This window comes from Rhodococcus sp. As11 (assembly GCF_048957735.1).
Taxonomy (GTDB): Bacteria; Actinomycetota; Actinomycetes; order Mycobacteriales; family Mycobacteriaceae; genus Rhodococcus; species Rhodococcus gordoniae.
On sequence record NZ_JARDJE010000010.1, the window covers coordinates 88,729 to 112,036 of the forward strand.

The window sequence follows — 23,308 nt, forward strand, 5'->3', positions numbered from 1 at the left end:
GCATGCTCACCGTCCACGCGCCCTCGTCCCGGCCGACCGTCGTCCCGGGTCTCCTGGTGGCCGCCGCAGGTGCCGTCGTCGCCTTCGCTGCAGCACACCTGATCCCGGGTGCGAGTCCACTGCTCGTCGCGATCGTCCTGGGTGTGGTGACGGCGAATGCGGGCCTTCCGGCACGGGTTGCCGGTGCGCTGGAGCCGGGTCTGGGCGCGGCGTCGAAACACCTGCTCCGAGTGGGGGTCGCACTCCTCGGGTTGCAGCTCGCGGTCTCCGATCTCGTCGGCCTCGGATGGGGCACGGCACTCGTCGCGGCGACCGTCGTCGTCGCGGGGATCGGAGGCTCGCTCGCCTTCGGGGCCTGGCTCGGTGTGGGCTGGACGCAGCGCCTGCTCATCGCGTGCGGTTTCTCGATCTGCGGTGCCGCGGCCGCGGCTGCGGTCGACGGCGTGATCGATTCGCGCAAGCGCGAACTCGTGACCACCGTCGCGCTGGTGGTCGTGTTCGGCACCGCGATGATCCCGCTCGTTCCGCTCGTCGCCGGGATGCTCGGGCTCGCCCCCGAGACGGCCGGCCTGTGGGCGGGCGCGGCGATCCACGAGGTTGCCCAGGTGGTCGCGACCGGCACCGCACTCGAGGCCACTGCCGGTGGGGTGCTCGCCGCGGCGGTGACGGTCAAGCTGGCCCGGGTGGCACTGCTGGCTCCGGTCGTGGCGGTCGTCGGGGTCGTCGCCCGCCGTCGCGGTGAGGGACGCCGCGACGGACGGACTCCTCCGATCGTGCCGATCTTCCTGCTGGGATTTCTCGCCTGCGTCGCACTGCGCTCGGCCGGAGTGCTGGACCCGGTCGTCGTGGACGCGGCGCGGACGGTTCAGAGCGCTCTGCTGACGGTCGCGATGTTCGCCCTGGGGGCGGGGGTGCGCCGGGAGGTGCTTCGCGGCGTGGGGTGGCGCCCGATCGTCCTCGCGGCGGCAGCAACCCTCTGGGTCGCGGTGATCGCGCTGGTCGGCGTGTGGTCGCTGGGTGGGCGTTGAGGCTCGGCGGGCGATGAAGATCAGCGGGCGAGGAGGATCAGCACGGCCGACGAGATCGCGAGTACCACGACCGTGACGGTGACCGCGACGTTGCGCCACCAGAAGTAGGGGGCGCGACCTGCGATCAGTCCCCGTACGCGCGCACGGTGACCGGTCCGGGACGCCAGTAGCACCGCGAGTACGGGCACGAGGCAGACGAGCCCGATCGTCGCGACGACCGGACCCGGGCCGGGAACGAATCGCATGAATCCGAGCACCACCGCGCCGAGCACCGAACCGGTACGCAGCCATGCCAGGCTCGTCCGTTCGGGCTGCAGCCCGGTGTCGCCGTGCCGCAGGTCGTCCGGCCTCACCGTGCTGCCCTTCTCACCGCACCACCCTTCTCACCAGGCGATCGCGATGGCCAGCACGACGCCGGCCACCCCGAGGGCCACCGCCAGCAGGTAGGCGGCCCACGGCACCGGGAGAGCACGACCCGTGCGCATCGCATGCTCGACACGGTGCCAGCGGATCAGCGCGAACACCATGAGCAGGGCGGCGAACCCGAGCAGGGTGCACGCCAGCACCGTGCGGAGCCCTCCCGAGACGATGCCGCCCCCGAAGGTCTCCAGTGCGACGGCCGCGGCGATGACACCCAGCGCGGTGCGCACCCACGCCAGGAAGGTGCGCTCGTTGGCCAGCGTGAAGCGAGGGTCGGGGTCGGTGCCGTCGCGCAGCGCCTTCGGGCGCCAGCCTTCGCGGGTCTCCACAGAGCGGACTCTATCCCGGACCGATCAGCCCACGACGAGATCCGATCCGCGTGCCGCCACGGGACGCGATTTCAGGGGCCGCTTCGCCGGTCCCTCGATCGGCACACCCTCGAGGTCGAACCGGCTGCCGTGGCACGGGCAGATGATGCGCTCGCCGTCGACGCCGCTGAGATTGCACCCCTGGTGGCTGCAGATCGCGATGAACGCGCGGAAGTGGCCCTCCGCGGGCTGGGTGACGACGAGCCTCTGCGATTCGAGCAGTACGCCCCCGCCGACCGGTACGTCCGCGACGGCAGCGACGACCTCCGCGTCGGGCCCGGGAGGAGCGGTCGTGGTGGGCGCCGGCGCTGCCGGTCGGTCCTCACCGGCGTCGCCGGACGATCCGCAGGCGGTCAGTGCCACGCCGGCCGTCACCACGCCCGCTCCGCCGATGAGTGTGCGGCGGGTCAGCGCCGTGCGGTCGAGACTGTCGCTGCTCATGCACATGTCCGTTCGGGTAGAGAACTGTTCTCCCGAGCCTAACGACGAACGTCCGGACGGGCCGCGACCTGCGTCACCCGCCACGTTCGCTACCGGCGCAGCGACGCGAGCAGCGGAAGGCGCCGGCGACGCCGGCCGAGTTCGACGAGGGCCTCACGGTCGGTGATCTTGACGCGTGGACGGCCCTGTGCGTGCCCGGCCCGTCGCTCGGCGGTGTCGATGGCCTTCCATCCGTCGAGGTCGACGCGATCGGGCCGGCGCTGCGCGAGCAACCGGTTCAGGGCATCGCGACCGCCGCGCGGGGCGGCGAGTGCCCCGGAGTCGAAGTCGGCCAGCAGCGCCGCGACGGTCTCCTTCGCGCAACCCTTGTTGGTGCCGATGACGCCGCTCGGTCCGCGCTTGGCCCACCCGGTGACATAGACACCGGTGTCGACGCGACCGCCGGTGTTGGGGACGACGCCGCGGGCGTCGTCGAAGGGCACACCCGGCACGGGGACACCGCGATAGCCGATCGATCGGAGCACGAGCGTGGCGGGCAGGTCCTCGAACCGGCCGGTGGGGTGGGCCGCGAGGCGCCCACCGTCGTCGACGAGTTCGGTGCGTTCGACCCGCACGCCGGTCACGTGGTCGTCGCCGAGCAGTTCGCTCGGCGCAGCGAGATACCGGAAGACGATGCGGCGGTGGCCCGGGCGGACGGGGCGTCCGGCGTACTCGCGGGCGAGTCGCACACGCAGCGCGGTCGCCGGATCCTCCTCCACGGCCCCGGCACTCACCGGATCGAGTTCGAGGTCCTCCTCGTCGACGACGACGTCGACGCCCGTGAGATCGCCGAGGGCGAGGAACTCCGGATTGCTGTACGCGGCCTGTGCCGGTCCGCGCCGCCCCAGCAGGACCACCTCACGGATGTTGCTCTTCCGCAGGGCCTTCAGCGCGTGATCGGCGATGTCGGTGCACGCCAGTTCGTCGACGTCCATCGTGAGGATCCGCGCGACATCGAGGGCCACGTTGCCGTTCCCGATGATCACGGCTCGTTCGCCGGAAAGGTCGAAGGCCTGGCCGGCGTGGTCGGGGTGCCCGTTGTACCAGGCGACGAACTCGGTGGCGGCGTGGCTGCCGGGCAGATCCTCGCCCGCGATCCCGAGTCGGCGGTCGGACGACGCACCGGTCGCATAGATCACCGCGTGATGGTGGTCGAGCAGCTCCGCGTGGGTGATGTCGCGACCGATCTCGGTGGCGAGGTGGAGGGCGAACTCCTCGCGCCGGAACGACCGTTCGAACGATTCGGTGACCGCTTTGGTCCCCGGGTGATCGGGAGCGACGCCGGCGCGCACGAGCCCGAAGGGGGTGGGGAGCCGGTCGAACATCTCGACCTCGACGTCGGACCGCTCGAGGAGTTCCTGGGCGGCATAGCAGGCCGCGGGACCGGCGCCGACGATCGCGACCCGCAACGTGCCGCGATCGCGCGGAGGCGCCGGGGTGGGCACGAGCGGTTGCCAGCCCTCCGGCATCGGATGGTTCTCGTACCAGGCCGCGTTGATCTCGGCGAACCGCGCCTGCGACGGACGGAGCTTGTCGTCGGGCAGGATCGCCTCGACCGGGCACGCGTCGGCGCACGCACCGCAGTCGATGCAGGTCTGCGGGTCGATGTGCAGCATCTCGGCGGTGGCGAACTCGGGCTCGTCCGGTGAGGGATGGATGCAGTTCACGGGGCAGACCGCGACGCAGCTCGCGTCGTTGCAGCAGGTCTGGGTGATCACGTAGGCCATGGGGGTCCTCGCCAGCCGGGCGGAGCGTCCGCGAAGTTCATGTAACGGTGCGTAACAGTTAACACGACTGTAGCGGGAGTCACCGCACGTTCGCAAGAGAACCTGCGACCGCCCGGCGAAACTGCGAGAATCGCACGATCGGACATCCGACCCGGGGGGACCACATGGCCACGTCGACACCGACCACCGATCTGCCTCGGACCCTGCCGCTGACGCCACTACCGGACGGCGCGGATCCCTACTCCACCGAGCGCACCGTCCGTACCGGCGACGTCGACACCGGCAGACGACTCCGGCTCGACGGCATCGCCCGTTATCTCCAGGACATCGGTACCGACAATCTCGCCGCCGTGGGGGCAGCCGCCACCGACCCGCTGTGGATCGTCCGGCGCACGGTCGTCGACGTGCACCGCCCCGCCGAATACGGCCGGACACTCCGGTTGCGCCGCTGGTGCGACGCGCTGTCGACGCGGTGGGCGAACGTGCGGGTCCGACTCGACGATCCCGGCGACATGCCCGGCGGTCCGCTGGTCGAGACCGCGGCGTTCTGGATCGACATCGGCTCCACCACCGGCGCACCCACCCGGATCAGCGACAGCCTGTTCGAGCACATGTCCCGCTACGCGCAGGACACGCGCCTGAAGTGGAAGGCATGGCTGCCCGACCGCGCACCCGACGCGGTGGACGACGAACGCGGCTTTCCGCTGCGCGCCACCGATCTCGACCCGTTCGGGCACGTCAACAACGCCGTCTACTGGCACGGCGTCGAGGAGGTCCTGACTCTGCGGCCCGAGATCCCGGAGGCACCGTACCGTGCTGTCATCGAGCATCTGCGTCCCGTGGCCGCCGGCGAGACCCTCACCCTGCGGACGACCCTGCAGGAGGACGGGCTGACGGTGTGGTTCACGGTCGCGGATCACACTCGCGCGGTCGCGTGGATCGGCCGGAATCCGGACGCTCTACGGTGGACTCCATGACCCGTACCCTGATCTTGCTGCGCCACGGCAAGTCCGCGTACCCGGACGATGTGGACGATCACGAGCGTCCCCTCTCCCCCCGCGGACGCCGCGAGGCCGGACTCGCCGGTCGCTGGATCCGGGCGAACCTGCCCGAGGTCGACGCCGTGCTGTGCTCCACCGCGACCCGTACGCGCAAGACACTCACCGAGGCAGCGGTGGAGGCTCCCGTGGAGTTCCGCGACAGCCTGTATCACGCCGATCCGAAGACCCTGGTCACCGAGATCCGGCGAACGGCCGACGACGTGCACACCCTGCTGGTCGTCGGGCACGAGCCGACGCTGTCCGCCACCGTCCTCGGGCTGATCACCGATCACGGCACCGACGCCGCCCATCAGGTCACCGAGAAGTTCCCCACCTCCGCGATCGCGGTACTCACCGTCAGCGGGTCGTGGGCCGAATTGTCGCGTGGCAAGGCCGAACTCGTGGACTTCCACATTCCGCGCTGACGCCGTCGGCACGCCGTACAGGCACGTCCTCACCGTTTCCCGTATCCGGGCCGACGGCCCCGGGAACACCGCGCGATGCACGCGCCGAGAAGAAACGACGAAGGTCCCGCCCCCGAAGAGAAGAGGGCGGGACCTTCGTCGTCTACTACGGCAGCGAACTACCGGTAGTCGTTGGAGTAACCGTAATCGTCCAGCGGCACTGCAGCACCGGTGTTCTGGCCGAAGCCGTCCGGCGAGTAGTACTGGTCGTCGTACGCCGGGATGGCGTACGCGGCCGCGCGGGCCTCCTCGGTCGGCTGGACCTCGATGTTCCGGTACTTGTTGATACCGGTACCGGCGGGGATCAGCTTGCCGATGATCACGTTCTCCTTGAGACCGATCAGCTTGTCCGAGCGGCAGTTGATCGCCGCATCGGTCAGCACTCGAGTGGTCTCCTGGAAGGACGCCGCCGACAGCCACGAGTCGGTGGCCAGCGAGGCCTTCGTGATGCCCATGAGGACCGGACGGCCGGCAGCCGGCTCGCCACCCTCCTGGACCACACGACGGTTTGCAGCCTCGAACTCGCTGCGCTCGACGAGCGAACCGGGCAGGAACTCCGTCGAGCCCGAATCGATGATCGTCACGCGACGCAGCATCTGGCGCACGATGACCTCGATGTGCTTGTCGTGGATCGACACGCCCTGGCTCCTGTAGACCTCCTGGACCTCGTGGACCAGGTGGACCTGAACCTGACGCGGGCCCATCACGCGCAGCACCTCGTGCGGATCGGCAGAGCCCTCGAGCAGCTGCTGACCGACCTCCACGTGGTCGCCGTCCGAGAGAACGCCCTCGGTGCCGTCGGCCTTGCGGATGACGTGCAGACGCTGACGCTTGGACAGCTTGTCGTACACGACCTCCTCGCCACCGTCGTCGGGGACGATCGTGATCTTGTAGAAGCGATCGTCGTCCTCGAGACGGATACGGCCGGAGACGTCGGCGATCGGGGCCTTGCCCTTCGGGACGCGGGCCTCGAACAGCTCCTGGACACGCGGCAGACCACCGGTGATGTCCTCACCGACGCCACCCTGGTGGAAGGTACGCATCGTCAGCTGCGTACCGGGCTCACCGATCGACTGGGCTGCGACGATACCGACGGCCTCGCCGATGTCGACGAGCTTGCCCGTCGCCATCGAACGGCCGTAGCAGGTCGCGCACACGCCGGTGCCGGTGTCGCAGGTCAGGACCGAGCGGACCTTGACCTTCTGGATGCCGGCCTCGAGCAGCGCCTCGATCGCCGGGTCGCCGAGGTCGGAACCACGCTCGACGACGACGTTGCCGTTCGCGTCGACCGCGTCCGTCGCCAGCGTACGGGCGTAGGTGCTGGTCTCGATGTGAGCGTCGCGCACGAGCTCGCCGGTCGGCTGACCGGTCGCGTCGCGGGCGAGCTCGGCGATGGTCATCTCGATGCCGCGCGGCGTGCCGCAGTCGACCTCGCGGACGATGACGTCCTGCGAGACGTCCACCAGACGACGGGTCAGGTAACCCGAGTCGGCGGTACGCAGAGCGGTATCGGCCAGACCCTTACGCGCGCCGTGCGTGTTGATGAAGTACTCGGCGACGGTCAGGCCCTCACGGAAGGAGGACTTGATCGGGCGCGGGATGAACTCGCCCTTCGGGTTCGTCACCAGACCCTTCATGCCTGCCAGCGAGCGGATCTGGGTCATGTTGCCCGCAGCGCCGGACTTGACGATCGTGGGGATCGGGTTGTCGTCCGGGTAGTGCGCCTCCATGACCTGACCGACCTCTTCGGTCGCTTCCTGCCACAGCTTGACGAGCGAATCGCGACGCTCGTCCTCCGAGAGCTTGCCTCGGTCGTACTGCCGCTGGATGGCATCGGCCTGGGTCTCGTACCGCTCGAGGATGTCCTTCTTCTCCGGCGGAACGAGCACGTCCGCCATCGAGATGGTGACACCCGAACGCGTGGCCCAGTAGAAGCCGGCGTCCTTGAGCTTGTCGACGGTCTGCGCGACGACGATCATCGGGTACCGCTCGGCCAGGTCGTTGATGATCGCGGCCTGGCGCTTCTTCGGCATGATGTCGTTGACGAACGCGTAGTTCGTCGGCAGCAGCTCGTTGAACAGCACGCGACCGAGGGTGGTCTGCGCGGTCCACGGCTCACCGTACTTCCAGCCCTCCGGGAACAGCTCGTTCTCGACGTCGCGCGGCGGACGCAGCTGGGTCAGACGCACCTTGATCGGAGCCTGGACCGACAGCACACCGCGGTCGACGGCCATCTGGGCCTCGGCCGGCGACGAGTAGACGCCCTGCTCGGGCTCGTCGGCGGTCGCGGCCGTGTAGGCACCGGGGGCGTCCTCGACCAGACGGGTCAGGTGGAACAGACCCGTCACCATGTCCAGACGCGGCATGGCGAGCGGGCGGCCCGATGCCGGCGACAGGATGTTGTTCGACGACAGCATCAGGATGCGGGCCTCGGCCTGCGCCTCCGCCGACAGCGGGAGGTGCACGGCCATCTGGTCGCCGTCGAAGTCGGCGTTGAAGGCCTCACACACGAGGGGGTGCAGCTGGATCGCCTTGCCCTCGACGAGCTGCGGCTCGAACGCCTGGATACCGAGGCGGTGCAGGGTGGGAGCACGGTTCAGCAGAACCGGGTGCTCGTTGATGACCTCTTCGAGGACGTCCCACACCTGCGGGCGCTGACGCTCGACCATGCGCTTCGCGGACTTGATGTTCTGCGCATGGTTGAGGTCGACGAGACGCTTCATCACGAACGGCTTGAACAGCTCGAGCGCCATGAGCTTCGGCAGACCGCACTGGTGCAGCTTGAGCTGCGGACCGACGACGATGACCGAGCGGCCCGAGTAGTCGACGCGCTTGCCGAGCAGGTTCTGACGGAAGCGACCCTGCTTGCCCTTGAGCAGATCGGACAGCGACTTCAGCGGACGGTTACCGGGACCGGTGACCGGCCGGCCACGACGGCCGTTGTCGAACAGGGCGTCGACCGACTCCTGCAGCATCCGCTTCTCGTTGTTGACGATGATCTCGGGAGCGCCGAGGTCGATCAGTCGCTTGAGGCGGTTGTTGCGGTTGATGACGCGGCGGTACAGGTCGTTGAGGTCGGAGGTCGCGAAGCGGCCACCGTCGAGCTGCACCATCGGACGCAGTTCCGGCGGGATCACCGGCACGGCGTCGAGCACCATGCCCATGGGCGAGTTGCCGGACTGCTGGAACGCCGCCACGACCTTCAGGCGCTTGAGAGCACGCAGCTTCTTCTGGCCCTTGCCGCTGCGGATGGTCTCGCGCAGCGACTCGGCCTCGGCGTCGATGTCGAAGTTCTCGATGAGCTTCTGGATCGCCTCGGCACCCATGGCGCCGGTGAAGTACTCGCCGTAACGGTCCTGGAGCTCGCGGTAGATCATCTCGTCGACGATCAGATCCTTCGGCTTCAGCTTCGTGAAGGTCGTCCAGATCTCGTCGAGACGGTCGAGCTCGCGCTGCGCGCGGTCGCGGAGCTGACGCATCTCGCGCTCGCCGCCGTCCTTGACCTTGCGGCGGACGTCGGACTTGGCGCCCTCGGCCTCGAGTTCGGCGAGGTCGGCTTCGAGCTTCTGCGCCCGGGCCTCGAGGTCGGCGTCGCGCTGATCGGCGACCGACTTCTTCTCGACCTCCATCTCGGCTTCGAGAGTGGAGAGCTCGTTGTGGCGCAGCTCGTCGTCGACGGACGTGATGACGTACGCGGCGAAGTAGATGATCTTCTCGAGATCCTTCGGCGCGAGGTCGAGCAGGTAGCCGAGACGGCTCGGCACACCCTTGAAGTACCAGATGTGGGTCACCGGAGCGGCGAGCTCGATGTGACCCATGCGCTCGCGGCGGACCTTGGCGCGGGTCACCTCGACGCCGCAGCGCTCGCAGATGATGCCCTTGAAGCGGACACGCTTGTACTTGCCGCAGTAGCACTCCCAGTCCCGGGTGGGACCGAAGATCTTCTCGCAGAACAAGCCGTCCTTCTCGGGCTTGAGCGTGCGGTAGTTGATGGTCTCGGGCTTCTTGACCTCGCCGTACGACCAGTTACGGATGTCCTCGGCGGTGGCCAGGCCGATCCGGAGTTCATCGAAGAAGTTGACGTCGAGCACGTAACTTCCTTTCCCCTGTGCGGGTTGTGTTGCTGCTAGTTGTCGCTATCGCTGCCGGGACCCGACGCGGTACGCCTCCGAAAGACCGGTTCGGCGTACCGCATCGGGTCGGCTCCTAGTTCGCGAGGTCGTCGACCGTGGCCGACTCGTTGCGGGAAAGGTTGATGCCCAGGTTGGCGGCCGCCCGCTCGAGGTCCTCGTCGTCGCCGTCGGCCATCGCGATGGCCGCGCCGTCGCTGGAGAGCACCTCCACGTTCAGGCACAGCGACTGGAGTTCCTTGAGGAGCACCTTGAACGACTCGGGGATACCCGGCTCGGGGATGTTCTCGCCCTTGACGATGGCCTCGTAGACCTTCACGCGGCCGACCACGTCGTCGGACTTGATCGTGAGCAGCTCCTGGAGCGTGTAAGCGGCACCGTAGGCCTGCATCGCCCAGCACTCCATCTCACCGAAGCGCTGACCACCGAACTGCGCCTTACCACCGAGCGGCTGCTGCGTGATCATCGAGTACGGGCCGGTCGAACGCGCGTGGATCTTGTCGTCGACCAGGTGGTGCAGCTTGATGATGTACATGTAGCCGACCGACACCGGGTACGGGAACGGCTCGCCGGAGCGACCGTCGAACAGCGTCGCCTTGCCGTCGGGACCGACCATGACCTCGCCGTCGCGGTTCGGCAGCGTCGAGGACAGCAGACCCGTCAGCTCCTCCTCGCGGGCACCGTCGAACACCGGGGTGGCGATGTTGGTGTCGGGCTCGGCGGCGAGCATCTCCTCGGAGAGGTTCTGCGCCCACTCGGGACGGCTGCCGTCGCCGGCCACCTGGATCTGCCAGCCGGCCTTGCCGATCCAGCCGAGGTGCGTCTCGAGCACCTGACCGATGTTCATACGACGCGGAACACCGTGGGTGTTCAGGATGATGTCGACCGGGGTGCCGTCGGGCAGGAACGGCATGTCCTCCTGCGGGAGGATCTTGCCGATGACGCCCTTGTTGCCGTGGCGGCCGGCGAGCTTGTCGCCGTCCTGGATCTTGCGCTTCTGCGCCACGTACACGCGGACGAGCTCGTTGACGCCCGGAGGCAGATCGTCGTCGTCCTCGCGCGAGAACACGCGCACGCCGATGACCTTGCCGTTCTCGCCGTGGGGCACCTTCAGCGAGGTGTCGCGGACCTCGCGCGCCTTCTCACCGAAGATCGCACGGAGCAGGCGCTCCTCGGGGGTCAGCTCGGTCTCGCCCTTCGGCGTGACCTTGCCGACGAGGATGTCGCCGTCGCGGACCTCGGCACCGATGCGGACGATGCCGCGCTCGTCGAGATCGGCGAGGACCTCGTCGGAGACGTTCGGGATGTCGCGGGTGATCTCCTCGGCACCGAGCTTGGTGTCGCGGGCATCGATCTCGTGCTCCTCGATGTGGATCGAGGTGAGCACGTCCTCCTCCACGAGGCGCTGCGACAGGATGATCGCGTCCTCGTAGTTGTGGCCCTCCCACGGCATGATCGCCACGAGCAGGTTCTTGCCGAGCGCCATCTCACCGTTCTCGGTGCAGGGGCCGTCGGCGAGGACCTGGCCGGACTCGACGCGCTGTCCCTCGTCCACGATCGGACGCTGGTTCGAGCAGGTGCCCTGGTTCGAACGGTCGAACTTGCGCAGACGGTAGGTCTTGCGGGTTCCGTCGTCGGCCATCACGGTGATGAAGTCGGCGGAGACCTCTTCGATCACGCCGCTCTTCTCGGTGACGATGACGTCGCCGGCGTCGACGGCGGCACGCAGCTCCATGCCCGTACCGACGATCGGCGACTCGCTGCGCACCAGCGGCACGGCCTGACGCTGCATGTTCGCGCCCATGAGGGCACGGTTGGCGTCGTCGTGCTCGAGGAACGGGATCATGGCGGTCGCGACCGACACCATCTGGCGCGGGGAGACGTCCATGTACTCGACCTGGTCGGCGGAGACGTACTCGATCTCGGCGCCCTTCTTACGGACGAGCACACGCTCGTCCGCGAAGCGGCTGTCGGAACCGATCGGCGAGTTGGCCTGCGCGATGAGGTAGCGGTCCTCCTCGTCGGCGGTGAGGTACTCGACCTCGTCGGTTACGACACCGTCGACGACCCTGCGGTAGGGCGTCTCGATGAAACCGAACGGGTTGACCCGCGCGTACACCGACAGCGAGCCGATCAGGCCGATGTTCGGGCCTTCCGGGGTCTCGATCGGGCACATGCGGCCGTAGTGGGACGGGTGGACGTCGCGGACCTCGAGGCCGGCGCGCTCACGCGACAGACCGCCGGGGCCCAGCGCCGACAGGCGACGCTTGTGGGTCAGGCCCGAGAGCGGGTTGTTCTGGTCCATGAACTGCGACAGCTGGGAGGTTCCGAAGAACTCCTTGATCGCGGCCACGACCGGACGGATGTTGATCAGGGTCTGCGGCGTGATCGCCTCGACGTCCTGGGTGGTCATGCGCTCACGGACCACGCGCTCCATGCGGGACAGGCCCACGCGGATCTGGTTCTGGATGAGCTCGCCGACCGTGCGCAGACGACGGTTGCCGAAGTGGTCGATGTCGTCGACCTCGACGGGAACCTCGACGCCGCCGGGGACGGTCATCTTGTTCTCGCCCGCGTGCAGGCGCACGAGGTACTCGATCGTGGCGACGATGTCTTCCTCGGTGAGGGTGGACGCCTCGATCGGCTGGCCCGTGTTCAGGCCGAGCTTCTTGTTGATCTTGTAACGGCCCACGCGCGCCAGGTCGTAGCGCTTGTCCTTGAAGAAGAGGTTCTCCAGCAGGGTCTGCGCGCTCTCCTTGGTCGGCGGCTCGCCCGGACGGAGCTTGCGGTAGATGTCGAGGAGCGCCTCGTCGGTGCCCGCCGTGTTGTCCTTCTCGAGCGTCGACATCATGATCTCGGAGAACCCGAAACGCTCGACGATCTGCTCGGTGGACCAGCCCAGCGCCTTGAGCAGCACGGTGACCGGCTGACGACGCTTGCGGTCGATACGCACACCGACGGTGTCGCGCTTGTCGACGTCGAACTCGAGCCAGGCACCCCGGCCCGGGATGACCTTGACGCTGTGCAGGTCCTTCTCGGTGCTCTTGTCGACGTTCTTGTCGAAATACACACCGGGCGAACGCACGAGCTGCGACACCACGACACGCTCGGTGCCGTTGATGATGAAGGTGCCCTTGTCGGTCATCATCGGGAAATCACCCATGAAGACCGTCTGGCTCTTGATCTCACCGGTGTTGTTGTTGATGAACTCGGCGGTGACGAACAGCGGAGCCGCGTACGTCATGTCCTTGTCCTTGCACTCCTCGACGGAGGCCTTGACCTCGTCGAAGCGCGGATCGGAGAAGGACAGGGACATCGAACCCGAGAAGTCCTCGATGGGCGAGAGCTCGTCGAGGATTTCTTCCAGGCCACCGACGACGTGACCGTCGCCGCGCTCGGCAGCCTTCGCGCGCCAGCGCTCCGAGCCGATCAACCATTCGAACGAATCGGTCTGTAGATCGAGGAGCCCGGGAACTTCGAGGGGTTCGCGAATCTTCGCGAACGACACCCTCGTCGGGGCTCCGGGGATTCCGGCTACTGCCTTGGTCTGGCTAGAGACTGCCAAGATGCGTCCTTCCAGCACCTCATGCGGGCCGCTCCAACCGGTGCGACCGCCGCTGTACCTGCTTCTTCATGTGGGGCGTTGTCGCTGGTCGCAACCCGATCGGAAACCCCACCGACACACCGGGACGGACTCGCCCGAACAGGCGAATTCCGACTCGGCGATCAGAAGGTGAACAGGAGGCAGCCAGCGCAAACAACCAACCTACACCTGAGTAGGTGTAATGTCCACAGGGGTGCCTGAAAGAAGCCTGGCAAACGACCGCGAGCGGCTCACGAGGAAGCCTTCAGTCGAACAGGCGTACCGATAGAGTGACCGCTCGCGTCGCCCGCGTCAAGACCGAGTATCCGGAACGATCCGCGCGTCGCGACCGGAGAGACCGCCCCCGACGACGGTGGTCCGCCGTCGTCATCACCGGTCGCGGATCTCCGAGACCAGCCATCGTCCGTCCGACTTCTCCATCCTCACCAGCAGCGGCGCGGCCGCGCTCCCCTGGGCGATGCCGTCGCCGGTGGCACTCACGTTGATGTACGCAGCCACCTCCGCGTGGGTGTCGTCGAGCATCGTCGCGCCGATGTGCTCGACCATCACCTCGGTGACGGTGCGGGTGTCGACCGCGGCCTTCTTGGTGACGTCGGCAGTCGAGTCGAACTCCTCGAGCCGCTCCGGGGTCAACAACTCCCGGATCTGCGCGAAGTCCTCGTCGATCGTTCGATAGTCGTAGCCGTGCATCGTCTCGATCGCGACCTTCGCGGCCTCGGTGACCTCCTGCGTGGCCGCGGTGTCGACCCACGCCGCGTTGGAGACCTCGGCACCGGGACGGAAGGCGGCGACCGCGGCGACCGCGGCGAGCACGACCGCCACTGCACCGACGACGACCACCGGCCGCCACCCACCGGACCCGCCCTGCGGCGCGTCGATGTCCCCGGTGTCGCCTGCGGGACGATCGGGTGAGTTCGCCGGCTCGCGCGGGATCGCGGAAGTCCCGGTCTCCGCCCTGACCTCGCTCTCGGTCCGGGGAACCGTCTTCGCCGGCTTCTTCAGGTTCACCTCGGCGGGCCGGACCGGTTCGGGCGACGAGGACGCCGCGTCCGAAGACACGATCGACCGGTCCGGGGCGTCCGAGCGCTCGTCGTCGGCGGGTGTCATCCGGGGTGGCCGGGACGATCCGGCGACCTTCGGCCGGCGGCGCGGGGGTCCGCTCGGGCCGGACTTCCGTCGCTGCGGGGGCACTACACGTTCTCCTTCGTCGACTTGCCGAACATCACGGGCCGGCCTCTCCCTCGGGTGCGGTCTCCGCGCCGGGGACCGGAGCGGGAGCCGAGGGCGTCGCACCGGGTGCCGGTCCTGACTCCATCTCGGCCGATGCGAGCGGTTCGATCGTCTCGGCCTTCCACACATCGCCGTCCTTGCGCAACGACACGAGCACCGGGACCTTGTTCGTCACGAAGTACTCGGGGGTCTCGGTGCGCACCGCGAGCACCACCAGCGCTTTTCCGAGATCGTCGTCGGTGTTGAGCTCGGTGAGCGTGCCGAACAGCACCTCCGCCGACATGCTCGTGCCGGTCTCCGCGACCCGCGCCCGGATGTCCTCCTCGGTCGCTGCCAGATCGTTGCGCAGGGCGTCGCCGGTGATCGACGACCGCATGTTCTCGAGGGACACATCGACAGCGTCGGCGTCGACACTGTTCAGATTGACGGCGGCCTGCATCGCTCCCGACAACGCGGCATCGCGCGTCTCGGCCGCCGCCCGATCCACCAGGAGCGCGTGCCCCCAGCCGTACCCGAACCACACCGCTGCCCCGAGGGCGACGGCGGCGAGCACGGAGACAGCCGCGAGAGCTGCTCTGCGTGCTCCGCCCGCACCTCGCGCATCCGCCGGCGACAGGTCGTCGGCAGACGGGGGCGGGGCGGGCGGAGCGTCGGAGGATCTTGGTGCACTCACTCCACAAACCTACTTACTGCTCACTTCGGGGTGACTCCGAGCAACGGCGCGAGCTGCGTCGCGATCGGATTCAGGTTGAGCTTGTCCGGGTCCTTCTTCGGTGTGAAATCCCAGGGCTGGATCGTGTTCGGATCGGCGAAGACGATGCGGTTCGCGCTCCGCACGCCGGTGACACTGCCCTGGGGTACCTCGCACGACGCGTTCGTGTCGAGCGGGAAATCCTGCTGGGTGTCGTCGAAGTTCGGATCCTGCGCGCGCATCTGCGCGAGGATCTCCTGCGTCCCCTCGTACCCGATGGTGCACGAAGGTGGATTGTTGGTCTCGAGCACGATGCCTTGCCGCACCGCGCCGTCGCCCGGAGCGACCGTACCGGCACTGGCTGCGACCGCAGGCAGGAACGCCAACAGCGGCTGCAGGGCGGTCGCTTGCGGTGCGGCCGTCTCCGCCACTGCGGCGAGGTTGGCGAGATCGGCCGTCAGACCCGGACCGGAACCCTCGATCAACTGCGAGAGCTGATCGCTCGCGTCGGTGCCGGTCTCGATGAGCCGCCGCAGATCGGGATCGCTGTCGCGGAGCTGAGCGGTCACCAGATCCAGGTCCGAGCTGAACTGCCGGATCGCCGACGACTGGTCGGACTGCGTGTTCAGCACCGTGAGGCTGTCGCGGATCAAGGTGACCGTCTGCGGCAGATATTCCGACCCCTTCTCGCTGAGACCGGCAAGCGCGTCGATGAGCACCTGCAGGTCGTCGCCTCGGCCGTCGAAGGCCGCTCCGAGTTCGGTGACGACCGTGCGCAGCGGTTCGAGCGGAACCGAGCGCACGAGGTCGTTCGTGCTCACGAGCAGATCCTCGACCGGCGTGGGCAGATCCTCCTCGGTGCCCACGATCACCGACCCGTCCGTGAGATACGGGCCCTCGTCGTTCGGCGGCTGCAGATCGACGTACTGTTCGCCGATCGCCGACCGGTTGGCCACCACCGGCCGCGCCGACGCGGGGATCTGCGGGCCGCCGTTGTCCAGCCGCAGCTCGACGTTGATGCCGTCGTCCGTGAGCGTGAGCGGCCCGACCCGGCCCACCGGCACGCCGCGGTAGGTGACCTCGGCGTTCGGGAAGACACCGCCGGCGCTCGGGAACCGCGCGTCGACGGAGTACTGGCCGAATCCCATCAGGTTGTCGAGACGCACGTACCGGGCGCCGACGAACACGACGCCGAGCAGCGCGATGATCACGAACAGCGCGAGCTGCACTTTCACCAGGCGCGATCTCACTGCCCACCCCCGAATCCGAGCTGATTCAGCACACCGTCCAGCGGCCCCGGCGGCGGGGCCTCGTCACCTTCGGTATTCGTGTCGGCGCCCGCTTCGGTGACCCCGGGGATCTCGATTCCGTCGGGCAGCGACACGCCCTCGGGCAGTCTCAGACCGCCCGGCAGCCTCGGGGTGGGAAGCACCGGCAACAACGACACCGTCGGCCAGCCGGGTGCCGGGCCGTTGCCGCCGTAATACGGGTTGGACGGATCGACCAGCGGCTTCGGGTTGCCGAAGGCGGGCTCACGGTAGACCGGTTCGCCCTGGCCCACGCCGAGCGCGGCCAGTGCATCGCCGATCTGCAGGTCGACCAGCAGGAAGAGGTTCACCGAGCTGCCCAGCGCGACCTTCTCGACGCCGTCCGGGAACGGCACCGTGGGCACGAAGGCGAGTGCCTCGACGAGGTCGTCGCCCGAGGCCGCGAGTTGCTGGAGAGTCGGCCGCAGCGCGAGCAGATCGGCGATCAGATCCTCCTTGGACCGATCGAGAACGTCGACACCCGCGGTGCCGAGCCGGTCGAGCTGACCGAGCAACTGGGTGAGCTGGGGCCGCTGCTGTTCGAGCACCTCGGTCGCGACCGGCAGCTCGTCGAGTACCGCGGCGATCTTCTCGTTCTGATCCGCGACCCGCACCGTCAGCTCGTCGAGACCGTCCAGTGCCCGCGTGATGTCGTCGCGCTGCTGCTCGAGGCCGGTGATGAGCGTTTCGGCCTGCTCGATGAGGCTGCGGGTGGTGCCTTCGCGCCCGTCGAAGGCCGTCGACAGCTCGCTGACGATCGGCGCGAGCTGACCCACACCGCCACCGTTGAGCAGCAGTGACAGCGCGCCGAGCACCGGTTCGAGTTCGGTCGCGTGCCGAGTCCGCTCGAGCGGGATCACGTCGCCGTCGGCGAGCCGGCCGGTGGGGGGCTCGTCCTCCGGCGGGGTGAGCTGAACGAACTTCTCGCCGAGCAGGCTCGATTGTTCGACGGTCGCGAAGGCGTTCGCCGGAAGGTCGACGCTCGAGTCGAGCACGATGCCGACATCGGCGGTCCATCCGAAATCGGATGCGACCGAGATGGATTCGACGCGCCCCACCGGAACGCCGTCGACCTTCACACTCGACTGCGGAACCAGGTCGAGCACATCGTCGAACTGGATCGACAGACGGATCGGGTCGCTGCCCACATCGGCGCCGCCGGGCAGCGGGATGTCGGACAACCCCCCGCACCCCGTGACCGTCACCGCGACCACGCACGCGGCCGCGCCGAATGCCGTTGCGCGACCCGCGCTCTTCGCGCCGCTCACCGATCTTCTCCCTGGAGGTCGAAACGGGGCGAGACCACGCCGGGCACCGTGCCCGGAGTGACCTGCCGCTGAATGTTCTCACCGCTGAGGATCCCGAACGGCAGGATCAGATCCGGGGACCGCTGGTCCTCGGTGATCTGCGTCGCGACATCGCGGCAACGGTCGATCAACGGCTGCATCTGCCGGCCGAGCTGCTCGAAACGTGGGTCTCCGGGCACGAGCTTCCCCAGGTCGATGAGCTTGCAGACCGCTCCCGCGGGATCCTGCAGGTCGGGCAGCACCAGCCGTGAGGCGAGCGCGCCCGCTTCGGCGTCGTACGAGTTGACGAGGTTGCTCACCGCCAGCGGGAGCAGCGTCAGCGAATCCACGAGTTCCTGGCGGCGGTTCGCCAAGGTCTCCGTGATCGGCACGAGCGCGTCGACATTATCCTTCACAGCAGCCTGGTTGTCGCGCACGAACGTCGCAACGTCGCCGAGCGTGACCGACAGGGTGTTCAGGGCCTCGCCGAGATTCTGCCGCTCCCCCGCCAGGAAACCCGACAGATCGGCGAGCTGGGCGTTGAACTGGCGAACCTGCTCGTCGTTGGCCGCGAGGGCACTGACGAAGATCTGCAGGTTCTCGATCGTCCCGTAGAGATCGTCGCGCGACTGGTCGAGCGTGCGCGCAGCAGCCGACAGGTTCTCGATGCTCTGGCCGAGCGCCTCGCCGTTGCCGGCAAGATTCTGCGCCCCGACCTCCACGAAGTCGGTGAGTGCGCCTTCGCGGTTCGCCCCGTTCGGGCCGAGCGCGCGCGACAGTTCGTCGATGCTCGCATAGAGCGCATCGACCTCCACCGGGGTGGCGGTGCGGTCGCGATCGATCACCGCGCCGCTGCTCATCGTGTCGCCACCGGTGTAAGCAGGGGTGAGCTGCACGTAGCGGTCGGCGACGACGGACGGCGTGATCTGCACGGCACGCGCGTCGGCGGGAATGTCGACCCCGCGATCGACCCGCAGCCCGACCTTCACGAGGTCGCCCTGCGGCTCCACGGACGTCACCTTCCCCACCTCGACGCCCAGCACCCGGACGTCGGAGCCCTCGTAGATGCCCACGGCCTTGTCGAAATAGGCAGTGATCTCGGTGGTGCCCAGCCGGGTGAACATCCACCACCCCGCTCCGGCCAGGGCCACCACGCCCGCGACGACGGCTGCGATCAGCGCGATGCGCCCGCGATTGCCGCGGGACTCGCCGTTCTCGGCGTGTGCCATCAGTTGCCCCCTTCCAGACGGCGACCGGGCTCGCGGTAACCGGGGATCTCGGGCAGGCCGGGCGGCGTGAGGTTCACGATGACCTGGTCGAACCACCGGCCGTTGCCGACGACGTTGGTGTAGACGCGGACGAACGGTTCGTACAGTTGCATCGCCCGATCGAGGTTGTCGTTGTTCTCCTGGAGGACGTCGACGACACCGCGGAGTTGCTGCAGGGCGGGACCGATGGTCTCGCGGTTCTCCTCGACGAGTCCCGACAGTTCGGCCGACAGTCTCCTGGTGCCGTCGAGCAACTGCGAGATCGCCTGCTGACGGTTGTTGAGTTCCTCGACGAGCAGGGCACCGTCGGAGAGCAGCCGGTTGAACTCGGCATTGCGGTCGGCGAGCACCTTCGACACGTTGCCGGTCGCGTCGAGCAGCCTCTTCAACTCCTGATCGCGGCTCGAGACCGTCTCGGACAGGCGGCTGATGCCGTCGATCGAAGCCCGGATGTCGTCGGGTGTCTCCGAGAACGCCTCCGACAGGGTCTCGAAGCCGGTCGCCAGCTGTTCCGAGTCGATCTCACCGAGGGTCGTGGCCGCCGACGAGAACGCCTCGATCACGTCGTACGGCGCGACCGTCCGGTCGAGCGGGATCCGGTGATCGGGGTCGAGCACCTCCGTGCCCCGCGGGTCGAGTGCGAGATATTTCTGCCCGAGGATGGTCTTGATCTGGATCGAGGCGGACGTGTCGTTCCCGACCCACGCGTCCTGGACCTTGAACGAGACGATCACCCGGTCGCCTTCGAGGTCGACGCCGGTGACCTTGCCGACCTTCACGCCGGCGATGCGCACCTCGTTGGTGGGTTTGAGGCCCGCGGCCTCGCTGAACTCGGCCTTGTAGGTCGCGCCTGCCCCGATGATGGGTAGTTCGTCGAGGAAGAAGGCGGACAGTGTCCCCAGCAGCACCACGACGATGCCCAGGGCACCGGCGGCGGCCGGACTACGACGTGTGCTCATCGTCCCTGCAACTCCTGCATCCCGTCCTGCGAGCAACGCTTGGCCGCATTCGTGTAGATGGGTTGATTCACGGTCGGCAACCCCGTCGGCAGATTGAGGTACGGAACCGAGCCGGGCCCTGCGATGACGTCGATACCGCACAGATAGAACTGGAACCACGAGCCGTAACTGGCGACGCGTGCGAGCTTGTCGAGCTTCACCGGCAGCGTCTCGAGGACACGGTCGAGCTCGCCGCGATTCGCGTTGAGGTTCGAGGCCACCTGATCGAGGGCCGTGATCGACTGCGCGATCGACGGGCGGGTGGGTTCGAGCACGTCGGATACCGCGTCCGTCAGCCCGGCCATCGACTGCACCGCCGAGCCCACAGTGGCCCGGTCGGCCGACAGGCCGCTGACCAGTGCCTGCGTGTTGACCAGCAGCGAATCGAGCTGCTCGTCGCGCTGGTCGATCGTGGCGAGGACGGTGTTGAGATTGTCGATCACCGCACCGATCACCCGATCCTTGTCGGCGATGGTGTTCGTCAGCGACGCGGTGCTGCGGACCAGGTCATCGACGGTGCCCGCCTCGCCCTGGAACACCTGGACGATCTGGAACGAGAGCTTGTTGACGTCGTCGGCGCTCAGGGTCTGGAACAACGGCCGGAAGCCGTCGAAGAGCGTCGTGAGATTCACCGCCGGTTTGGTGCGTTCGATCGGGATCGTCGCGCCGCCGGTGATCTTCTCGCCCTGCCGGCCCTCGCCCTGAGCGAGGGCGACGTACCGCTGGCCGACGAGATTGCGGAACCGGATGGTCGCGGTGGCACCGGCCGGGAGCCAGTCGCGCTCCTCGAGCGAGAAGGTGACCCGCGCCTGCCGTTCGTCGAAGACCGAGATCTCCTCGACCTGCCCCACACGGACACCCGCGATCCGGATGTCGTCGCCCGGGTTGAGCGAGGTGACGTCGGAGAAGATCGCGTGGAACTTCGTTCCGCCACCACCTCCGACACTCGCGATGGTCGCGGCGAGAACACCGGTCGCGAGGACGGTGACGACAGCGAACACGACGAGTTTGATCAGGGGTGCTGCCAGGCCTCTCACTGGAAGCTCACCTCCGTACCGCGGATCGCCGGAGCCCCGAGCCGGGTGGTCCAGGACGGTACGTCCTGGGGTTCGACGCCGGTGGCCTGTCCGTAGATCACGTCGAGCGTGTCCTGTTCCATACGCGAACCGGCGTACGAGACCGGAGTCGCGTCATTGTTCGAGGTGCCGATGATGTCGCCGACCGCGTCGGGCACGCCGGATCCTTCCGGAGCAGGGAAGAAGTCGACGGTCGCCGGGCCGGGATTACGCGACGGGACCTGGTAGGAACCGTCGTTGATCGAGCCGCCCGGATACTGCGGGAACTTGCGGCCGGGCGCGGTGACGTCGCCGTAACAGGCCGGTCCGCGATCGTCGAGGAGTCGTGGCTCGTCCTGGTTCGGCAGGTAGCGACCCTTGGGATTGGTGAACTGGATGTTCGCGCGCACTCCCGGGTAGGGGTCGTCCACGCCGAGCAGGTCGACAGCAGCCGGCTTCGCAGCGGCGAATTCTTCGAAGGTGCACGGGAAGGACGGCGAGTACCGTGCGAGGATCTGCAACGCTTCCTTCGAATCGGCGGACAGGGTGATGATCGAGCGGGAGTTCTGCTCGATGAAATCGGCCGTCTGCGACGACGCTCCCGTCGCGCTCGCGAGCAGGGTGCGGATCTGGTTCTGCTGTTCGACGACCGTGCCGCCCGTCGTGCGCAGGTTGTTCAGCGCCTCGACGAGATCGGGTGCGGCCTCGGAGTAGGTCTGTGAGAAGTCGGCGAGTCCGCGCAGATCCTCCTGCAGGGTGGGCAGTTCGACGTTCACCTCGCGGAAGATCCGTTCGAGGTCGTCGACCGTCCGTCCCAGCTTCTCACCGCGACCGCTCAATCCCTGTGCCAGGGCACCGAGCGTGTTGGCGAGGTCCTGCGGCGGGACGGCCTCGAGGAGCGGGAGCAGCCCGTCGAGCACGTCGCCGAGTTCGACGGTGCGTTCGCTGGTGTCCTGCACCAGCACGTCGCCGTTCGTGACGGGGCGGTCCGGGTCGTCGGGCAGGATCAGCGAGACGTACCGCTCGCCGAAGAGGGTCTTCGGCAGCAGCTGGGCGGTCGCGTTCACCGGGATCAGGGCGGCCTTGTCGGGGTCGAGGGCGAGATGCGCGGTGACGTCGCCGCCTTCCGCGCTCGTTCCGCGGACCTCACCGACGAGCACACCGCGCGCCTTCACGTCCGCATTGAGCGGCAGCGCGTTTCCGATGCTGTCGGTGCGGAGATCGACCTCCACGACCTTCGTGAAGGTCTTGTTGTACATCGCAATCGTGACGTAGAGGAACAGCGCCAGCACCACGAAGAAGACGAGGCCCAGGGTGCGGCGACGCAACGGCGAAGTGGTCGTGTCGCTCATCCGGCAACCCTCACCGTGGTCGACGTGCCCCAGATCGCGAGGCTGAGGAAGAAGTCGAGAACGGCGATCGTGACGATCGCGGTGCGCACCGCGCGGCCCACGGCCACACCGACACCGGCGGGGCCGCCGCTGGCGTGGAAGCCGTAGTAGCAGTGGATGAGAATCACCACGAACGCGAAGACCAGCACTTTCGCGAACGAATAGAGCACGTCCTCGGGTGGGAGGAACAGATAGAAATAATGGTCGTACGAGCCGCTCGACTGGCCGTTGAACAGCGTGCTGATCGTGCGGGTCGCGAGGTAGGCGGCGAGGAGACCGATGATGTACAGCGGGATCACGGCGACGAAGCCGGCGATCATCCGGGAGGTCACCAGGAACGGCAGCGACGGCACGGCCATCACTTCGAGGGCGTCGATCTCCTCGCTGATCCTCATGGCGCCGAGCTGTGCCGTGAAGCCGCAGCCCACCGTCGCCGACAACGCGAGCGCCGCGACGATGGGGGCGAGCTCACGGGTGTTGACGTAGGCCGAGAGGAAGCCGGTGAGCACCGACGAACCGAGCTGTTCCAGCGCGGCGTAACCCTGCAGACCCACCACGACGCCGGTGAAGCCGGACATCATTGCGATGACGCCGATGGTGCCACCGATCACGGCGAGTGCACCGCTGCCGAAAGTGACCTCGGCGAGCAACCGCAGGACTTCCTTGCGGTAGTGGGTCAGGGTTCGCGGGGTCCATGCCACCGCACGCGCATAGAAGGACATCTGGTCGCCCGCGCGGTCGAGCATGTTCAGCGGTGCGCGCACCGCTCGGCGACCCCGGAGAAGAACGAGATCTCCGCGGCCTCTGGAGACTGTCATCTG

The 23,308-nt window shown here is 67.9% G+C and carries 18 protein-coding genes; 3 read left to right on the plus strand and 15 right to left on the minus strand.

The genetic code is table 11. The annotated features are described in order from the left end of the window. Positions 1-2 precede the first annotated feature (2 nt). On the plus strand, positions 3-1,028 hold the full coding sequence (locus PV766_RS14960) for a YeiH family protein (protein ID WP_421097305.1): 1,026 nt from the start codon (positions 3-5) through the stop codon (positions 1,026-1,028). A gap of 20 nt (positions 1,029-1,048) precedes the next feature. Here PV766_RS14960 and PV766_RS14965 read toward each other — a convergent pair whose 3' ends face one another. The 4 genes from PV766_RS14965 to PV766_RS14980 form a co-directional block, all read right to left on the minus strand. Next, the gene (locus PV766_RS14965) at positions 1,049-1,381 is read right to left on the minus strand and encodes a DUF202 domain-containing protein (protein ID WP_064062565.1); all 333 of its coding nucleotides are present in this window, start codon (positions 1,379-1,381) and stop codon (positions 1,049-1,051) included. A gap of 30 nt (positions 1,382-1,411) precedes the next feature. Continuing rightward, the gene (locus PV766_RS14970) at positions 1,412-1,777 is read right to left on the minus strand and encodes a YidH family protein (protein ID WP_421097306.1); all 366 of its coding nucleotides are present in this window, start codon (positions 1,775-1,777) and stop codon (positions 1,412-1,414) included. Between the two features lie 24 nt (positions 1,778-1,801). Further along, a complete protein-coding gene (locus PV766_RS14975; RefSeq protein WP_129977346.1) occupies positions 1,802-2,257 on the minus strand; it encodes a Rieske (2Fe-2S) protein in 456 nt (151 codons plus the stop codon). A gap of 89 nt (positions 2,258-2,346) precedes the next feature. After that, positions 2,347-4,023, minus strand: a complete 1,677-nt coding sequence (locus PV766_RS14980) for an FAD-dependent oxidoreductase (RefSeq protein ID WP_421097307.1) — start codon at positions 4,021-4,023, stop codon at positions 2,347-2,349. 164 nt (positions 4,024-4,187) lie between these two features. Here PV766_RS14980 and PV766_RS14985 point away from each other — a divergent pair, with 164 nt between their 5' ends. Beyond that, a complete protein-coding gene (locus PV766_RS14985; RefSeq protein WP_421097308.1) occupies positions 4,188-5,000 on the plus strand; it encodes an acyl-[acyl-carrier-protein] thioesterase in 813 nt (270 codons plus the stop codon). After that, positions 4,997-5,488 carry a SixA phosphatase family protein gene (locus PV766_RS14990; protein WP_255161459.1) on the plus strand — a complete coding sequence of 164 codons (492 nt, stop codon included), beginning with the start codon at positions 4,997-4,999 and terminating at the stop codon, positions 5,486-5,488. The genes PV766_RS14985 and PV766_RS14990 overlap by 4 nt, the downstream gene beginning before the upstream one ends. A gap of 158 nt (positions 5,489-5,646) precedes the next feature. Here PV766_RS14990 and PV766_RS14995 read toward each other — a convergent pair whose 3' ends face one another. The 11 genes from PV766_RS14995 to PV766_RS15045 form a co-directional block, all read right to left on the minus strand. Then, positions 5,647-9,618, minus strand: a complete 3,972-nt coding sequence (locus tag PV766_RS14995; protein WP_129977351.1) for a DNA-directed RNA polymerase subunit beta' — start codon at positions 9,616-9,618, stop codon at positions 5,647-5,649. Positions 9,619-9,733: 115 nt separating this feature from the next. Further along, on the minus strand, positions 9,734-13,240 hold the full coding sequence (locus tag PV766_RS15000) for a DNA-directed RNA polymerase subunit beta (RefSeq protein ID WP_026003030.1): 3,507 nt from the start codon (positions 13,238-13,240) through the stop codon (positions 9,734-9,736). Positions 13,241-13,630: 390 nt separating this feature from the next. After that, positions 13,631-14,452 (minus strand): hypothetical protein, encoded by an 822-nt coding sequence (locus PV766_RS15005; RefSeq protein WP_421097309.1) that lies wholly within the window; start codon positions 14,450-14,452, stop codon positions 13,631-13,633. A 31-nt stretch (positions 14,453-14,483) separates the two neighbouring features. After that, positions 14,484-15,044: a hypothetical protein gene (locus PV766_RS15010; RefSeq protein WP_064062572.1), complete on the minus strand. Its 561-nt coding sequence runs from the start codon at positions 15,042-15,044 to the stop codon at positions 14,484-14,486. Between the two features lie 140 nt (positions 15,045-15,184). Further along, entirely contained in the window at positions 15,185-16,432 is a 1,248-nt protein-coding gene (locus PV766_RS15015) for an MCE family protein (protein ID WP_129977354.1), read from the minus strand. After that, the gene (locus PV766_RS15020) at positions 16,429-17,757 is read right to left on the minus strand and encodes an MCE family protein (RefSeq protein ID WP_255161462.1); all 1,329 of its coding nucleotides are present in this window, start codon (positions 17,755-17,757) and stop codon (positions 16,429-16,431) included. The genes PV766_RS15015 and PV766_RS15020 overlap by 4 nt, the downstream gene beginning before the upstream one ends. Then, positions 17,754-19,004: an MCE family protein gene (locus tag PV766_RS15025; protein ID WP_064062575.1), complete on the minus strand. Its 1,251-nt coding sequence runs from the start codon at positions 19,002-19,004 to the stop codon at positions 17,754-17,756. The genes PV766_RS15020 and PV766_RS15025 overlap by 4 nt, the downstream gene beginning before the upstream one ends. Next, the gene (locus PV766_RS15030; RefSeq protein WP_064062576.1) at positions 19,004-20,002 is read right to left on the minus strand and encodes an MCE family protein; all 999 of its coding nucleotides are present in this window, start codon (positions 20,000-20,002) and stop codon (positions 19,004-19,006) included. Before PV766_RS15030 ends, PV766_RS15025 begins: the two co-directional genes overlap by 1 nt. Beyond that, positions 19,999-21,078: an MCE family protein gene (locus PV766_RS15035; RefSeq protein WP_129977358.1), complete on the minus strand. Its 1,080-nt coding sequence runs from the start codon at positions 21,076-21,078 to the stop codon at positions 19,999-20,001. Before PV766_RS15035 ends, PV766_RS15030 begins: the two co-directional genes overlap by 4 nt. Then, positions 21,075-22,448 carry an MCE family protein gene (locus PV766_RS15040; RefSeq protein WP_255161463.1) on the minus strand — a complete coding sequence of 458 codons (1,374 nt, stop codon included), beginning with the start codon at positions 22,446-22,448 and terminating at the stop codon, positions 21,075-21,077. The genes PV766_RS15035 and PV766_RS15040 overlap by 4 nt, the downstream gene beginning before the upstream one ends. Further along, entirely contained in the window at positions 22,445-23,305 is an 861-nt protein-coding gene (locus PV766_RS15045) for an MlaE family ABC transporter permease (RefSeq protein ID WP_064062579.1), read from the minus strand. Before PV766_RS15045 ends, PV766_RS15040 begins: the two co-directional genes overlap by 4 nt. Positions 23,306-23,308 lie beyond the last annotated feature (3 nt).

Bases quoted from the DNA above. Each gene is read 5' to 3' on its own strand.
- PV766_RS15030 (WP_064062576.1), bottom strand. From the start codon at position 20,002: ATGAGCACACGTCGTAGTCCGGCCGCCGCCGGTGCCCTGGGCATCGTC.
- PV766_RS14980 (WP_421097307.1), bottom strand. From the start codon at position 4,023: ATGGCCTACGTGATCACCCAGACCTGCTGCAACGACGCGAGCTGCGTC.
- PV766_RS15040 (WP_255161463.1), bottom strand. From the start codon at position 22,448: ATGAGCGACACGACCACTTCGCCGTTGCGTCGCCGCACCCTGGGCCTC.
- PV766_RS15045 (WP_064062579.1), bottom strand. From the start codon at position 23,305: ATGACAGTCTCCAGAGGCCGCGGAGATCTCGTTCTTCTCCGGGGTCGC.
- PV766_RS14975 (WP_129977346.1), bottom strand. From the start codon at position 2,257: ATGAGCAGCGACAGTCTCGACCGCACGGCGCTGACCCGCCGCACACTC.
- PV766_RS15025 (WP_064062575.1), bottom strand. From the start codon at position 19,004: ATGGCACACGCCGAGAACGGCGAGTCCCGCGGCAATCGCGGGCGCATC.
- PV766_RS14985 (WP_421097308.1), top strand. From the start codon at position 4,188: ATGGCCACGTCGACACCGACCACCGATCTGCCTCGGACCCTGCCGCTG.
- PV766_RS14960 (WP_421097305.1), top strand. From the start codon at position 3: ATGCTCACCGTCCACGCGCCCTCGTCCCGGCCGACCGTCGTCCCGGGT.
- PV766_RS14990 (WP_255161459.1), top strand. From the start codon at position 4,997: ATGACCCGTACCCTGATCTTGCTGCGCCACGGCAAGTCCGCGTACCCG.